The following is a 15,364-nucleotide window of genomic DNA, read 5'->3' as shown; positions in this document are numbered from 1 at the left end:
TATCTGCGGATTTTATACTTGGTTAAGGTGTGATGATGGTGGCAATGCACTTCAGCTCTATCGCAATGGGAGTGGGTAGTTTGTTAACCTCTACAGTAGTGCGGCAGGGCTGGTTGTCCTTGAAATACTCGGCGTAGATGCGGTTGTAGGTCTGGAAATCGTCCTGCATGTTTGTCAGGAAAACGGTCACATCCACCAGGTCGTCCCAATCAGCGCCGGCATCCTCGAGGATGTAACGCACATTCCGGAAAACTGAGTGGCACTGCGCCTCTATGTCGTAGTTTAAGATGTTTCCCTGTGCATCCAACTCCACACCAGGAATATTTTTGGTGCCGCGCTCCCGTGGCCCCACCCCAGACAGGAAAAGAAGGTTGCCCACGCGCCGCGCATGCGGGTACAGCCCCACAGGCTCCGGAGCCTTGCCTGAGTTCAGGAGTTCTTTGTTCTTTGCCATAATCAAATATACTTGAAAATACTTGGTATGCTGTACGTGCAAAAACAAAGAGAGCCGACACTGGGCCGGCTCTCTTATCACCTTAAACAAACTTTATTCTCTATTTCGTGAATTTCACCTCGCCATACTTGGAGGTAATGTTCACCAGGCCCTTTGGCGAGCTGCCGCCAAAGCTGCCTTTGTAAGCAGCCGAAGTATAATCTCTTTCCAGCGAAGTAATGTTCACAGCGGACTTATCGAAGTTAAACTCTCCGAACTGCACATTCACAGCGAAGTTAAAAGCGGAGTTGTCGGCAAAATGGAGGTTAACCGGGGTAAAGCCACTGTCCAACGATACTTTGCGAATGTTTTTGCTGATGTTGTCGATCCTGAAAGTGCCGTACTTCAGGTCCATGTCCAGCAGGTCTTCCAGCGCACCAATTTTAAAGTCGCTGTACTTCGAGGAGCCTTGCAGGCTGTTCACTGCTCCAACCTTCATGTTGGAATAAGCAACGCTAATGTTGCCTCCTTCTATGTAGTTGCAGTTACCGGAGCTATACGCTAAGCGCACATTGTTCTCATTGCTGCCCAGTCTGTCGCATTTTAGGGCGCCATACTTCAAATCCACTTCTGTCTTTCCCTTCATCGAGGCCAGGTAAACATCGCCAAAGCTGTTCTTCACTGCAATAGCATTTTCGGCGGGCATGTAGATGGTGTAGTTGATCTCCAGGCTCCGGTTGTTGTTGTTGTGGCCGTTGATGTTCATGGACTCGCGCTTGGTGCGGAAAGCGTAGGTGTTATCCTCGCGGCTCTCCAGTATCTTCACGCCGTCCAGCATCTCCTGGGCCCTGGCCTCTGTGCCGGCGCGGGCAATCACATCTACCTGCACCTTTATCTCGTTCTTGTCCCAGGTGTTCACGTGTACCTTGCCCCACTCGTTCTCGATGCGCAGCCTGTCGGATTTGCTCACCTTGAATGATTTGTTGACGGTTTTGCGTTTCTCGGCATCGTAAACTGCTGTCTCTGGCGAAGTGCTGCCAGTTTGCCCTGTAGCATTGCCCGTCTGGTAATTAAGCGCCAGTTCGTTCAGGTCGGCTAGTTGCTCCAGGGTTTCCAGGCGTTCCAGCACCTCCAGCTGCTTCAGCGATGGCATGTTTTCCAGCTTCGCCAGCTTTAGCGCTGACATCGTGCTCAGGCATGACAGGTCTACTGTTACCTTCACCTCGGGTGTTACCTTTACCTCGGGCTCCTGCTGCTTACCATGTGCCAGTGCAGGGGCCAGTGCAAGCACCAGCATGTAGCGTAGAATTTTATACATTGGTCGTATCATCGGTTTTAGGTTCTGATTTTGGCTGTTGTTCCATTTGTTTGATGCGCTGGATTACTTCCAGTTGGCGGTTTAGCACCCCGATCCGTATCTGCAGGTTCTGGATCAGCGCACTCACTATTTCATCTGTATTAGGGGTTGTATAAAGTTGCTTCTTCAGTTGCACGTAGCTGCTGTCGAGGCGTGCCAGCTCCTGGTCTATCTCTCCCTGTCCGTCCAGGCCCAGCACCTTCAGGTCGTAGGCACTTAGCTCCGACTTCTTCTCCTCAATCTGGCTCACGTAATAGGCCTCCACTTCCGGAAGCTCCGGGGCAATGGCCTTTATACTTGGCGCAGCGGCCAGGGTGTTGGCAGGGCTTGGCGCCTGCTCTTTCATCAGCAGAATCGTGAGGCCGCAGCCCAGCAGCAGCACAATAGCCGCCGCCACACGCATAAAGAAGAAGTCGGCGCTGAAGCTGGCGCGCTTGCCAAGCTTAATGCTAATCACCTTGGCCTCTTTGCTGCTTGACTCAGGAATGTTTTTGCAGATCTCCTGCCACAGTTCCTGCCGGGGCTCGAACACGTCGAAATCTTCCCGATTGTCCTGAATAAAATTTTCTAATCTATCTTTCATGGTTGACACCCGTTGTTCGTTTGTTTTATACTCTGGCCATTAGCTGTGGCTCTTTCATAATCTCCAGCAGTTTCTTTCGGGCCCTGCTGTACTGCGATTTAGAGGTTGATTCCGTAATGCCCAGTATCTCGGCTATCTCGCTGTGGTCGTAGCCTTCCATCAGGTATAAGCTTAGCACCACCCGGTAACCGTCCGGTAGCTTCTGGATGGCCCGCCGGACCTGCTCCACCTGCCACTCTGAATCATCGTCGCATACTTCGTCAGGCACGTTTGCCACCAGGTTATCTTCCATCGGCACCAGCTCGGAGCGCCGTTTGCGCACCGCGTTTATGGCTGCGTTGATCACGATCTTTTTCAGCCAGCTCCCGAACGAAGCCTCTGCCTTGTAGCTGTGCATGTTCTTAAAAGCACTGATAAAGGCTTCCTGCAGCACGTCCTCAGCCTCGGCATAATCGTTGGTGATGCGCATACTCACGTTGAACATGGCTTTCGAGTAAAGCTTGTACAGCTCATACTGCGCCCTGTTGTCACCGCTTTTGCAGCGTTCCACCACCTGGTGATTTACATCCTGATAGCCAAGTTTCTCCAAAGTCCTATGCCTGATCGTTTAAGCCGCGCTTACATGCTATTTTGTTCTATCCACCTCGTCTCTTTCAATCTCTGCCCTAAAGACACATAGCTGCACCTGAGGTTGCATCAAATTGCAAAATTTTTCCGGATGATTTTCGTTAAGCACCTTTTCCACACTTTCCACAGGCACTTGTTGAAAACGTTTAAACACCTTATCTGCTTCAGCACGTTGCAGTTAAAGCAGCAAGTATGGGATAACACAGGAAGCAATCCACCCGCTCCACCCGCTTTCAGGTACTGATTTGCAGGTGTAAACAGGAGTTATCCACTTATCCACATACTATTTATGCACAATTGTGGATAACTATCTGTTTTTGAAGAGATACCGCCGTGGGGTTGATCATAAAAAGGAGATATTGCTGCGTAATGACTGCTCAACTTCGCCATACTTGTAGCAGAAGTGTAGAGAAACTGCTGCCATACGCCCCTTCAAGTATAGCATGTGTATAAATATTCTTTCTCCTGACACAGCCTTAGGTTGTGCACATATCTACTGCCCGATAAGTATGGTCAACAAAAAAGCCAGCCCCTGCAGTAGGGCTGGCTTTTCGGTTAATTATCTGAATCAGGGTTTATAGGATGAAGTTTAAAATTTGAAGGATGGAATAATGTGAATGGCTTAAGCTAACTGTTGCATCCTATTCATCTTTTTTAATCCTCTAAATCCTGATCCTTAGTCCATGATGTTGAACTTAATGCCCTGGGCCAGTGGCAACTCGCGGCTGTAGTTGATGGTGTTCGTCTGCCGGCGCATGTAGATGCGCCAGGCGTCTGAACCGGATTCGCGGCCACCGCCTGTTTCTTTCTCGCCTCCAAAGGCACCACCGATCTCGGCACCAGATGTACCGATGTTCACGTTGGCAATACCGCAGTCAGAGCCCCAGTGGCTTAGGAAAGCCTCTGTCTCCAGCAGGTTGGTAGAGAAGATAGAGGATGACAAACCCTGGCGTACGCCATTCTGAATTTCAATCGCGTTCTCCACATCACCGCTGTACTTGATCAGGTACAGGATAGGTGCAAAGGTTTCTTCCTGCACCATTTCATACTCGTTCTCGGCTTCCACAATAGCAGGCTTCACATAGGTGCCTGTCTCATAGCCTTCGCCGCTCAACACCTCGCCACCTGTAAGCAGCGTGCCACCCTCCTGCTGTACCTTCTCCAGCGCCGCAGTAAAGGCATTCACGGCATCCGTATCAATCAGCGGGCCTACCAGGGTGGTGCTATCCAGCGGGTGTCCGATCGGCAGCTTCGGGTATACTTTCAACAGGCGCTCTTTCACCTGCTCGTAAATGTTCTCGTGGATGATCAGGCGGCGGGTGGAGGTGCAACGCTGGCCGCAGGTACCCACAGCCCCGAACACGATGGCGTTCAGCGCCATTTCAAGGTCCGCGTTCTCTGTCATGATGATGGCGTTGTTGCCGCCCAATTCCAGCAGCGACTTGCCCAGGCGTGCGCCTACGGCCTCGCCTACTTTCTTGCCCATGCGCGTAGAGCCAGTGGCCGATAGCAGCGGCATGCGCTTATCGTGGCTCATCAGGCTGCCGATCTCTGCATCCCCGATAATCAGGTTAAACACGCCTTCCGGCACCTCGTTGGCAGCTAATACCTCCCGGATAATGTGCTGACAGGCAATGCCGGTTAACGGCGTTTTCTCCGATGGTTTCCAGATCACCACATCGCCGCAAACGGTTGCCAGCATGGCGTTCCAGCTCCACACGGCCACCGGGAAGTTGAAGGCCGAGATGATGCCTACAATGCCCAGCGGGTGGTACTGCTCGTACATGCGGTGCTGCGGGCGCTCTGAGTGCATCGTATAACCGTGCAGCTGCCGCGAAAGTCCCACGGCAAAGTCGCAGATGTCGATCATCTCCTGCACCTCGCCCAGGCCTTCCTGGTAAATCTTGCCCATTTCGTAACTCACCAGCTTGCCCAGCGCCTCTTTGTGCTGGCGCAGCTTTTCGCCAATCTGCCGCACAATTTCACCCCGCTTTGGAGAGGTAACGGTGCGCCAGGATTTAAATGCCTCCTGCGCCGTTTGTACTACCTGCTCGTAGTCTTCGGCCGTGGCCATACTTACCGTAGCAATGGTATTGCCGTCGGCCGGGGAAGTAATAGTGCGCGTGTTGCGGCCCTCCTGTCCACCCCAGGTAAGGCCAGTGCTGTAGGCGGGGTTTGTTTCTTTGATGCCCAGTTGCTGCAGTACATCGTTTATTTCTTTGGTAAGCGGAAGCGCTTCTATGGTCTGTTTCATGGTTTTACTTTTTATCAAGATTCAAAAAGGGACTTATACAAAGCTAAAAAATAAAAAAGCTTCTGCAAGGCTGCAGAAGCTTTCTATAAGTATACGTGTCAGTTTCTTAACCTTTACCGATCGGGTAGTAGGCTTTCAGTCCATCCGGGTAAACACCCTCAATGTAGACTACGCCACCATCGAAATTCTTCAGGTACTTCTCCACGTCAGATGGCTGGTTCACCTCATACTTGTCGATGCGGGTGATGATAAAACCGTCTTTCATACCTGTTTCACGGAACTTGCTGCTGTTGATGCCGCTCACTTTAGCGCCACCCGTAATACCCAGCTTGCTCATTTCCTGCTTCGATACAGGCTCAAACGTGGCACCTTCAAAGGTAATGGCTTTGGCTTCGCTGTGCTTCACCAATTCCGTACTGTTCTCCAGGTTCTTCAGCGTCACGTTCGTTGACTTTTCCTTTCCATCACGCAGGTAAGACACCTTCACTTTATCACCAGGACGGTAGCGGGCAATCTGCTCCAGCAACTGCGACGACTTGGCCACGGTTACGCCGTTGATGGCTGTGATCACGTCACCGGCTTTCAGGTTTGCTTCCTCGGCACCACTCTTCTCCTGTACCTGGGCAATATACACGCCGTTTAAGGTCTTCAGTCCTTTCTCTTTGGCAAAGGCGGCATCAATCTCCTGGATAGAGGCACCCAGTAAGGCGCGCTGTACTTCGCCATACTTCAGCAGGTCGTCTACTACCTTGCTCACAATAGAAGAAGGTACGGCAAAAGAGTAGCCGGCAAACTGGCCTGTCTGAGAAGCGATGGCCGTGTTGATGCCTACCAAATCACCATTCAGGTTTACGAGGGCACCCCCTGAGTTACCCGGGTTAACGGCAGCATCTGTCTGAATAAACGATTCGATGCTCATGTCTTTGTTCGCCCTAGTGCGCAGGATATTGATGTTACGGCCCTTGGCACTCACAATACCGGCTGTAACGGTAGAGGTCAGGTTCATGGGGTTACCCACGGCCAGCACCCACTCGCCTACACGCAGCTCATCAGAGTTACCGTAGCGGATAGTCGGCAGTTTTTCCGCCTCAATTTTTAAAAGGGCAATGTCGGTAGTCGGGTCGGTGCCTACCAGTTTCGCAACAAACGTGCGTTTGTCGTCCATAACAACCTCAATCTTATCTGCCTTGTCAATTACGTGGTTGTTGGTAACGATGTAGCCGTTGGAGGCAATGATCACCCCGGAACCGGAGCCCATCTGCGGACCGCGCGGCACTTGCTGGCCGAAGCCATCGCCAAAGAACTCACGCAGGAACGGATCCATCTGGCTGCTGTAGCGGTCTGAGCTACGGGCGGTGTATTCGGTCATTACGTGCACTACGGCAGGCGTGGACACCTGGGCGGCATTTACAAAGTTCAGGCCCTCCGGCACTACCACATTGCTGCTGCGCATGTCGCTGGTATAGCGCACGGTTGGGTACTGCTGCTCGTCCTGCACACGCAGCACCTGGTCATCCTCCAACATTTTGTAGCTTCCTACTGCTACCCCGCCGCCCACAACAGCCGAAAGCGCAACACCAAGTATAAACTGTTTCGTCTTCATGTTTTAGCTTAAATCTTTATTACGATACTATATTCCTAATCTTCTATATCTTATCTGAGTAACGCTACAACTTTATACGATAGTATGGCCAATGCAGCCAGTTGTATGGTCTCGTATCTTATCTAAACAAAAAAGAGGCCAAAGTGATGGCCTCTTCTGTTAGTTCTTGCTTTCTAGGATTTCTTCGCCCGGCCGTTTTCTGCTGTAGCCGTCTCCCTGGTTTCCACCTTCTTCGACTCTTTCTTATTCTCTGAGCCAGAAGAGATGTTGATCTGGCGCTTCATAGTTTTTTGCTCATCCTTCGGCACGCTCACCAGCAGCACACCGTTCTCAAAGCTGGCCGAGATCTGGTCTGGGTTTACCTTGTCAGGCAGGTAGAAAGATCTGCTAAACGAACCATACTGTGTTTCCAGCATGTGGAAGCGGCGGCCTTCTTCTTTTTTCTCCAGCCTGCGCTCTCCTGTTATCGTCAGTCTTCCCTCCTGGAAATCAATGCTGATATCCTCTTGTTTCACGCCTGGCAGAGAGACCTCAATCTCATAGCCTTTCTCGGTTTCGCAGGCATCCACGTGCGGTGTAAAGTCTGTGAAGTTTCTGGAGTTTACAGACTCGTTAAAGAATCTATCTAACATCGAGCTAAATGTGTTCGGCATGTTCTCCTGCATGCCGTTGTATCTGCTAAGTGCCATGATAACCTCCTTTTTTATGTTTTAACTATAGTTGATTTCTACCTATGCCTCAGTAAAAACCATACCAGTTGAATCATCCTGTTGAATTCTGAAAAAATGTCATTTCACACCTGCAAAAATTTCATAACACGCTGACTATTTAACAGTTATACATATTCTAGTAGGAAATACTGGCAGTATTCGGTGTGTGCCTGATGCTATACTTCAGCTCGAGCCCGAACACCGGCATAATGCGGTTGCGCTTGGTTCTGTAGCCGTCAGCCACCAGTTGGTCCTGCTCGTCGTACACAGGCGGCACAAGCACATAATAGTAGTCCGTTTGCCGCAGGAAGTATGGGTTCAGGCGCAGATTTTCGGTCAACTCAAAATTCAGGTTCAGGCGCAGCCGGGTGCGGTCTATGTTACGCTCGGCCGGGGCACCATCTATTTCCCTGCCGAACTCAGAGCGCAGCATGGCTTCGAAGCTTATACTTGGGGATATGAATTTGCTGCCCAGCGGAAAGCGCTTTCCCAGTTCGGCCATCGGGCGGTAGCGGCCAATCGCATCCTGGTCTTCCTGGGTTACATACTCAAACAGCAGCTGCTTGTTAAAGTACAGCCCCTTCAGGCTTCCATTGTGGCGCAGGAACAAACCGTAGAAAGCGGCGGAAGGATAATCTTCGATGGCATACCGGAAGAGGCCGCCGCCACGCCAGTGCTCAGTGAATGCATGTTCGTAGCCCAGCGAAAGCTCCACCCGCTCAAAGCTGCTCAGCGGTCCCGTCTCTTTCAGGTCGTTGAAGTCGCTGTCGGTGTTGATGCGGTAGCCGTTGCGGAAGCACAGCACGCCCTCGTCGCCCACACCATAACTTACCTGCAGCTCCGGCCAAATGCTGGCAGGCGCCGAAACCCTGAGCTGAGCCTGCGCCACAAGCGGCAGGCAAAGTATAAAAAGCAAGTATAGTTTCTTCATGTGGAAAGGTTTTGCCGCTGTTTTAGGATGTTCGTTTCTTTAGTTTTTTAATGATACTGTAGAGGACTTCACTGCCCCACTCCCCGAGGCGGATATCCTGGTGCTCGGTGGGCTGCTGCCGGTTGTACACCATGTGGTAGGCCTCGTACTCCTTCAGTTCCACATCGCCCCACTCGATAAAAAGCTTCTTCTCCGGCACCGTCACACCGTGTTCGGTCAGCGTGAACCCAGCTAGTTGCAGCTTTTTGGAAGCCTCAAACTCCTCCAGGCGCTCAGTTACGATGTCCTCCAGGTAATACTCCCAAAGCAGGTTTACAATGGTATCATAGGCATCGTTCACCTTTTCGTTTGCACTGAAATAGCTGGTAAATTTCACCCGCAGTACCCGGTGGTCTTTGGTTTTAATGTTGATGCGGTAGGTGCTGCCCACATAGAACCGGTACCAGATGTTCCAGTCGGCGCTGTAGCTGATATCGGCCATGTCCTCTTTCCTGACCCTTGTAAACGGCTCCGAAACCAAATCCTTGTTGTCGTACTCCAGGTAGTCCGGCATCAACCGTAAGGTTCTTTCCCTGTCGAATAAGCCCCCGCGCAATCTGAATGCTGCCCCCGCTTTCTCCATTGGCCTATAACGCTACCGCTGCAACTGCTGCAGCGCAATAAAGGCCATCAGACCGATTCCCGTCTCCAGCGCCGCCTCGTCGATATCAAACGTGGGCGTATGTACACCGGATATAATTCCCCGTTCCTCGTTACGGGTGCCGAGGCGGTAGAAGCACGCCGGCACCTGCTGAGTGTAGTAGGCAAAGTCCTCAGCGCCCATCCACAGGTCCAGGTCCACCACGTTCTCCTCCCCCAGGTACGACACAGCCGCCTCCCGTGCAATGCCTGTCACTTCCGGGTCGTTTTGCAGGAAGGGGTAACCGTGCTTGATGTCAATATCGCAGCTGCCGCCCATACTTTCGCACAGGCCTTCGGCGAGCTTCTTTATTTTCTGGTGCGCCTCCTTGCGCCATACCTCATGCATGGTCCGGAAGGTACCCTCCAGTTTCACCTCGTTCGGGATCACGTTGGTAGCTCCCTTTGCCTCTACCTTGCCAAACGACAGCACCGACGGCACTTTCGGGCTGGCGTGGCGGCTCACGATCTGCTGCAGCGCCACGATCAGGTGCGAGGCAATCAGCACCGGGTCGATGTTTGATTCAGGCATAGCAGCATGTCCGCCCTTGCCCTTCACGGTAATGTAGATCTCATCGGCACTCGCCATGTACATGCCCGACCTGAAACCGACTTTACCGGCTGGCAGCATCGGGAACACGTGCTGGCCAACTATACTTGCCGGAGCCGGATTCTGCAGTACGCCTTCCTGTATCATCAGCGAGGCACCGCCCGGAAACTTCTCTTCTCCCGGCTGAAACACCAGCTTTACCGTGCCCTCAAACTCTCCGCGCAGTTCCTGCAGAATACGCGCCACACCCAAAAGCGCAGACGTATGCACATCGTGCCCGCAGGCATGCATCAAACCCTCGTTCTTCGATTTATATGCCACCTCGTTCGCCTCCACAATCGGGAGGGCATCCATGTCGGCACGCAGGGCAACGGTTTTCTTCTCCGGGTTATTTCCCTCTATTAGGGCCACCAAACCCGTGGTAGCCATAGGTTCAGCAGCGATGCCATAGCTTTCCAGCACCTGCTTTACATAGGCAGCCGTATTGTGCTCCTCAAAAGAGAGCTCCGGGTTTGCGTGTATATGGCGGCGCACCTGCACCGTGTCAGGGGCGTAGGAGTTGGCGAGTTGCTTTATTTTATCTGTTAATTGCGACATACTTTTATTTCGATAGCCGAAGACGTGCACTAAGTATAAGTTAACTGGTCTAAAAGCAAGTTAAAAATAAAAAGCGCTGCGACCAGCTTCCGGTCACAACGCTTTCTTGAATTTATTTTTACTGACGTGCTATGTCCGTGCTGTTAGTAGCTTTTCGGGATGTTGATCTTGTCCTGCACAATCTGTGCATTTGGGAGCAGGTCTGACAGCTGGTTGAGCACCTGCTGCGCCTCCACGCGATTAAAGAAGTCGCCTATCATCAACCGGAAGTTCGGCTGGTTGTACGTCAGGTAATCCTTTACCTCAGGCACCCGCGAAATGATGGACTTGCGCAGGTTCATCACCGTCTGCCGCTCTGACCCGTTATAGGCCAGTATCCGGTAGCCTTGTGCATACTTGATGTTCCTGTTCACATTCACCACCGTATCCATCAAGGCGGCTACCTGCGCATTGTCGTGGTTGGTGGGCTCCACGCGCGCAGCCGTGGTACCGGCATCTGGCGTCTCATACTTGGGGCGGTATACGCTTAGGTCTTCCGATACCCTGGCTTTGCCCGTGCCAATCTTCGCCTCGCTGCCTGTTTTGTTTGAGGCCGATGAAGAGGCGCAGGAGGTACCGGCCAGCAATACCAGCGCCAGGAAAAAATTAAGAATTCTGTTCATGAGTCACGATCTGTATACTTGCCGAGCAGCCTAACCTGTCCGCACCGGCTTTGATTAACGCTTCGGCATCCTCGAATGTTCGGATACCTCCGGCAGCCTTTATTTTCGTGGTAGCGGGCAGCACGCGGCGCATCAGCTCTACATGCGCCACGGTGGCGCCTTTGCTGGCAAAGCCAGTGGAGGTTTTCACATAATCGGCCCCGGCGCTCACGCAAAGTTCGCAGGCTTTTACGATTTCCTCCTCCGTCAGCAAGGCCGTTTCGATGATCACCTTCAGCTCCGCCTCCTTCAGGTGGCAGAACTTAGCCAGGTCGCTGAGTTCGTTTTCCACCTCCGCATACTTGCCCGACTTTAGTGCTGATATGTTGATGACCACGTCGATCTCATTCGCGCCATCCGCAATGGCCTGGTGCGTTTCCAGGAACTTCACCTTTGGGTGCTGGTAGCCCAGCGGAAAACCAACCACTGTCGCCACGTTCACCTGCGTGCCTGCACCCAGCCGCTCCCGCGACTGTTGCACGTAGCACGGTGGCACGCACACAGCGGCAAAGCCATACTTGGTGGCCTCGTCGCAGAGCTGCTGCACCTGCGCCTCCGTGGCATCAGGCTTCAGAATGGTATGGTCGATGTAGGCTGCTAGTTCTTCTCCTGCCATGTTGTGCTGTAAAAGATAAAGGACATAAGATGAAAGGTTTCTTTCTCCTATATCCTTCGCCTTTGATTTATACTTGTAAGAGCGGTAAAACGGCAGCCACAAGTATAAACCCGTGGCTGCCGCTTCTCTTATTCCTCGATCAGCACACAGCGGTTGTGCTGCAGATCGTCTTCTACGCTTTTAAACTTCACATCCTTCAGCACGCGGCCATCGGTGTATTGCACGCTCACGCGGTCGTTGCGGCCGGCTACTTTCTGTGAGTGCGCGGGCATGATGCGCTCCGGCTCCGGGGCCTCAGTCGTGGTCTGGCCACGCTGGTTCTCCAGGGAAGAGTGCACCTCCTGCTTCTGCTCCTTCAGTACCGGTGGCTTCGGCGCCATCGGCGGCCTTATTGGTTCCTGTACCTGCTGTGGTGCCTGCACCGGGATAGAGGCATGGAACAGGAACTGAATGGTCTGCTCGTTCACTTTGCCGATCATGCGCTTAAACAGCTCAAACGACTCAAACTTGTAGATCAACAGCGGGTCTTTCTGCTCGTATACAGCGTTCTGCACACTTTGCTTCAGGTCGTCCATCTGGCGCAGGTGCTCTGTCCAGGCCTGGTCGATCGTACCCAACGTGATAATCTTCTCCATCGAGCGCAGCAGCTCCTGTCCTTTCGACTCGTAAGCCTTGGTCAGGTTGGCTACGGCAGCCAGCTGGCGTTTGCCATCGGTAAACGGCACGGCCACGTTCTCGATCATCGGTCCACGGTTCAGGTGAATATCCGAGATGATCGGGTAAGCCTGCGCGGCTGTTTGCCTGTTGCGCTCCAGGTAATGGTTCAGGGCCTCGTTGTACAGGCGCTCGGCTAACTGGTTTGCCGCCGTAGACTTAAACTCGTCTTCTGAAATGGCAGACTCAATACCGAACACACGCAGTACGTGCAGCTGGAAGTTCTCGTAATCGTTGATGTTCTTGTAGCTCACGATTACGTCCTCGCTGATATCATAGATCATGTTCCAGATATCCAGCTCCAGACGCTCACCGTACAGGGCATTGCGGCGGCGCTTGTACACTACCTCGCGCTGTGCGTTCATCACGTCGTCATACTCCAGCAGGCGCTTGCGCTGTCCGAAGTTGTTTTCCTCCACCTTCTTCTGAGCGCGCTCAATCGAGTTGGTGATCATCGAGTGCTGAATCACTTCGCCTTCCTCCAGACCCATACGGTCCATCAGACGGGCGATGCGGTCAGAGCCGAACAGGCGCATCAGGTTATCCTCCAAACTCACAAAGAACTGAGAAGAACCCGGGTCACCCTGGCGGCCGGCACGACCACGCAACTGGCGGTCGACACGGCGTGATTCGTGACGCTCTGTACCCACAATGGCCAGACCACCGGCAGCTTTCGACTCTGGAGCCAGCTTAATGTCGGTACCACGACCGGCCATGTTGGTGGCAATGGTTACCGTTCCCGGCTTACCCGCCTCAGAAACGATCTCCGCCTCTTTCTGGTGCATCTTCGCGTTCAGTACCTGGTGCTTGATGTTGCGCAGCTTCAGCATGCGGCTCAGCAGTTCTGATATCTCTACCGAAGTAGTACCTACCAGCACCGGACGGCCTTTCTCTGTCAGCTCCACAATTTCGTCGGCAACGGCATTATACTTCTCGCGAACGGTTTTGTATACTTTGTCGTGTTCGTCTTTTCTTTGGATCGGACGGTTGGTTGGAATTACCACCACATCCAGCTTGTAGATATCCCAGAACTCGCCTGCCTCTGTTTCGGCCGTACCCGTCATGCCCGAAAGCTTATGGTACATACGGAAGTAGTTCTGCAGCGTCACCGTGGCGTAAGTCTGTGTGGCATCTTCTACCTTCACGTTCTCCTTCGCCTCAATAGCCTGGTGCAAACCATCCGAATAACGACGGCCTTCCATTACACGGCCCGTCTGCTCATCCACGATCTTCACCTTGTGGTCCGGCGTTACGATATACTCGGTGTCCTTTTCGAACAACGTATAAGCCTTCAGCAACTGGTTGATGGTGTGGATACGCTTCGACTTCTCCTGGAAGTCAGAGATCAGCTGCTCTTTGGCGTGCAGTTGCTCTTCGTGCGTCAGGGCTTTGTTGTTCTCAATCTCGGCGATCTCCATACCGATGTCCGGCATGATATAGAAGTTCGGGTCCTCGCCCTGTCCTGTGATCAGGTCAACGCCTTTCTCCGTCAACTCTATCTGGTTGTGTTTTTCGTCGATGGTGAAGTATAGCGGCTCATCAGCCTCCGGCATCTGGCGGGAGTTATCCTGCAGGTAGAAGTTCTCTGTCTTCTGCATGATGGCACGGTTACCCGTCTCACTCAGGAACTTGATCAGCGGCTTGCTCTTTGGCAAACCACGGTACGCTCTGAACAATGATAAACCACCATCCTGTGTGTTGCCCTCTTTGATCAGGCGCTTGGCCTCAATCAGGAAGTTAGATACAACTTTGCGCTGCGCTTCTACCAGCATCGCAATGCGTGGCTTCAGTTGGTAGAACTCATGCTCATCACCGCGCGGCACCGGGCCGGAAATGATCAGCGGCGTACGGGCATCGTCAATCAACACGGAGTCCACCTCATCGACCATGGCGTAATGGTGCTTGCGCTGTACCAGGTCCTGTGGCTCGCGGCTCATGTTGTCGCGCAGGTAGTCGAAACCGAATTCGTTGTTGGTGCCGTAGGTGATGTCGGCTTTGTAGGCGTTGCGGCGGGCCTCAGAGTTTGGCTGGTGTCTGTCGATGCAGTCGATGGTCAGGCCATGGAACTCAAATAACGGCGCCATCCACTCGGAGTCACGCTTGGCCAGGTAGTCGTTTACGGTTACCACGTGCACCCCGCGTTTGGCAAGGGCGTTGAGGTAAGCCGGCAGTGTCGCCACCAGTGTTTTACCTTCACCTGTGGCCATCTCGGCAATCTTGCCCTGGTGCAGCACGGTGCCACCAATCAGCTGCACATCGTAGTGCAGCATGTCCCAGACAATCTCGCTACCGGCGGCCATCCATCTGTTGGCCCAGGTAGCTTTATCACCTTCAATCTGCACGTTTATTTTGCGGCCGGCAATCATGCGGTCGTGGTCGGTGGCGGTTACCACCAGCTGTCCGTTCTCTTTCCAGCGACGGGCGGTTTCCTTCACCACGGCGAAACCAGTTGGCAGCACTTCCATCAGCACTACTTCCAGTTCCTTGTTGCGGTCCTTCTCCAGCTCATCAATCTCTGCGAAGATATTCTCCTTCTGCACGATGTTCAGCTCCGGTTCATCGATCACGCGCTGGTGCAGGGCGGCAATTTTATCGTCAATCGGCTTCAGGCGCTCATCAATGATGCCCTTTATCTCGAAGGTCTTGCCACGCAGCTCATCGTCGGTAAGACCGCTAAGCTTAACATACTCCTCATTAATTTTAGATACATAAGGCAGTACCTCTTTTATATCTCTGTCGGATTTAGTCCCGAATATTTTCGCAACGGTTTTCCCGAAAAAATCGAACATCTGTATTTCGTTTACTTAAGTGATTTCTCTGTTTGCAATATCGTCAAAAATAGCTGTTTTTCCGATATATCTAATGCTTTGCACTAAAACAATACCAGAACCGGGGCACTGGAAATGTTCTGCCATAATTACCGACCAAGTATAGCAAAAGCGCTATAAGCTCTTGCTGAACACTTGTAGCGGTGTCATAGAAGGATAACGCGTGGCAATGTGTCAGAAGT

General features: G+C 52.5%; 13 protein-coding genes. All 13 read right to left on the bottom strand.

Features of this window, described 5'->3' with window-relative positions; all coding sequences use genetic code 11:
• Window positions 1-22: 22 nt before the first annotated feature.
• Window positions 23-454: a RidA family protein gene (locus tag A0W33_RS10990; RefSeq protein WP_068840070.1), complete on the bottom strand. Its 432-nt coding sequence runs from the start codon at window positions 452-454 to the stop codon at window positions 23-25.
• Window positions 455-554: 100 nt separating this feature from the next.
• Complete coding sequence (locus A0W33_RS10985; protein ID WP_189564782.1) at window positions 555-1,751, bottom strand: hypothetical protein; 1,197 nt, start codon at window positions 1,749-1,751, stop codon at window positions 555-557.
• On the bottom strand, window positions 1,744-2,373 hold the full coding sequence (locus A0W33_RS10980; protein ID WP_068838183.1) for a hypothetical protein: 630 nt from the start codon (window positions 2,371-2,373) through the stop codon (window positions 1,744-1,746). The genes A0W33_RS10985 and A0W33_RS10980 overlap by 8 nt, the downstream gene beginning before the upstream one ends.
• 25 nt (window positions 2,374-2,398) lie before the next feature.
• Window positions 2,399-2,962 carry an RNA polymerase sigma factor gene (locus A0W33_RS10975; protein WP_068838182.1) on the bottom strand — a complete coding sequence of 188 codons (564 nt, stop codon included), beginning with the start codon at window positions 2,960-2,962 and terminating at the stop codon, window positions 2,399-2,401.
• A 714-nt stretch (window positions 2,963-3,676) separates the two neighbouring features.
• Window positions 3,677-5,254 carry an L-piperidine-6-carboxylate dehydrogenase gene (gene amaB, locus A0W33_RS10970; protein ID WP_068840068.1) on the bottom strand — a complete coding sequence of 526 codons (1,578 nt, stop codon included), beginning with the start codon at window positions 5,252-5,254 and terminating at the stop codon, window positions 3,677-3,679.
• Between the two features lie 106 nt (window positions 5,255-5,360).
• Window positions 5,361-6,857, bottom strand: a complete 1,497-nt coding sequence (locus A0W33_RS10965; protein WP_068838181.1) for a Do family serine endopeptidase — start codon at window positions 6,855-6,857, stop codon at window positions 5,361-5,363.
• A gap of 173 nt (window positions 6,858-7,030) precedes the next feature.
• Window positions 7,031-7,546: an Hsp20/alpha crystallin family protein gene (locus A0W33_RS10960; RefSeq protein ID WP_068838180.1), complete on the bottom strand. Its 516-nt coding sequence runs from the start codon at window positions 7,544-7,546 to the stop codon at window positions 7,031-7,033.
• 157 nt (window positions 7,547-7,703) lie between these two features.
• A complete protein-coding gene (locus A0W33_RS10955) occupies window positions 7,704-8,498 on the bottom strand; it encodes a porin family protein (protein WP_068838179.1) in 795 nt (264 codons plus the stop codon).
• A 22-nt stretch (window positions 8,499-8,520) separates the two neighbouring features.
• Complete coding sequence (locus tag A0W33_RS10950; RefSeq protein WP_068838178.1) at window positions 8,521-9,051, bottom strand: hypothetical protein; 531 nt, start codon at window positions 9,049-9,051, stop codon at window positions 8,521-8,523.
• Window positions 9,052-9,132: 81 nt separating this feature from the next.
• Window positions 9,133-10,323, bottom strand: a complete 1,191-nt coding sequence (locus tag A0W33_RS10945) for a M20 metallopeptidase family protein (protein WP_068838177.1) — start codon at window positions 10,321-10,323, stop codon at window positions 9,133-9,135.
• 143 nt (window positions 10,324-10,466) lie between these two features.
• Window positions 10,467-10,985: a sporulation protein gene (locus tag A0W33_RS10940; RefSeq protein WP_068838176.1), complete on the bottom strand. Its 519-nt coding sequence runs from the start codon at window positions 10,983-10,985 to the stop codon at window positions 10,467-10,469.
• Window positions 10,969-11,640 (bottom strand): deoxyribose-phosphate aldolase, encoded by a 672-nt coding sequence (deoC, locus tag A0W33_RS10935; RefSeq protein ID WP_068840067.1) that lies wholly within the window; start codon window positions 11,638-11,640, stop codon window positions 10,969-10,971. Before deoC ends, A0W33_RS10940 begins: the two co-directional genes overlap by 17 nt.
• Window positions 11,641-11,768: 128 nt before the next feature.
• Window positions 11,769-15,143: a preprotein translocase subunit SecA gene (secA, locus tag A0W33_RS10930; protein ID WP_068838175.1), complete on the bottom strand. Its 3,375-nt coding sequence runs from the start codon at window positions 15,141-15,143 to the stop codon at window positions 11,769-11,771.
• Between the last annotated feature and the right edge of the window lie 221 nt (window positions 15,144-15,364).

Origin of the sequence: Pontibacter akesuensis, assembly GCF_001611675.1 — a bacterium.
Classification (GTDB): Bacteria; Bacteroidota; Bacteroidia; order Cytophagales; family Hymenobacteraceae; genus Pontibacter; species Pontibacter akesuensis.
This window is presented reverse-complemented; position numbering and strand designations above follow the sequence as displayed.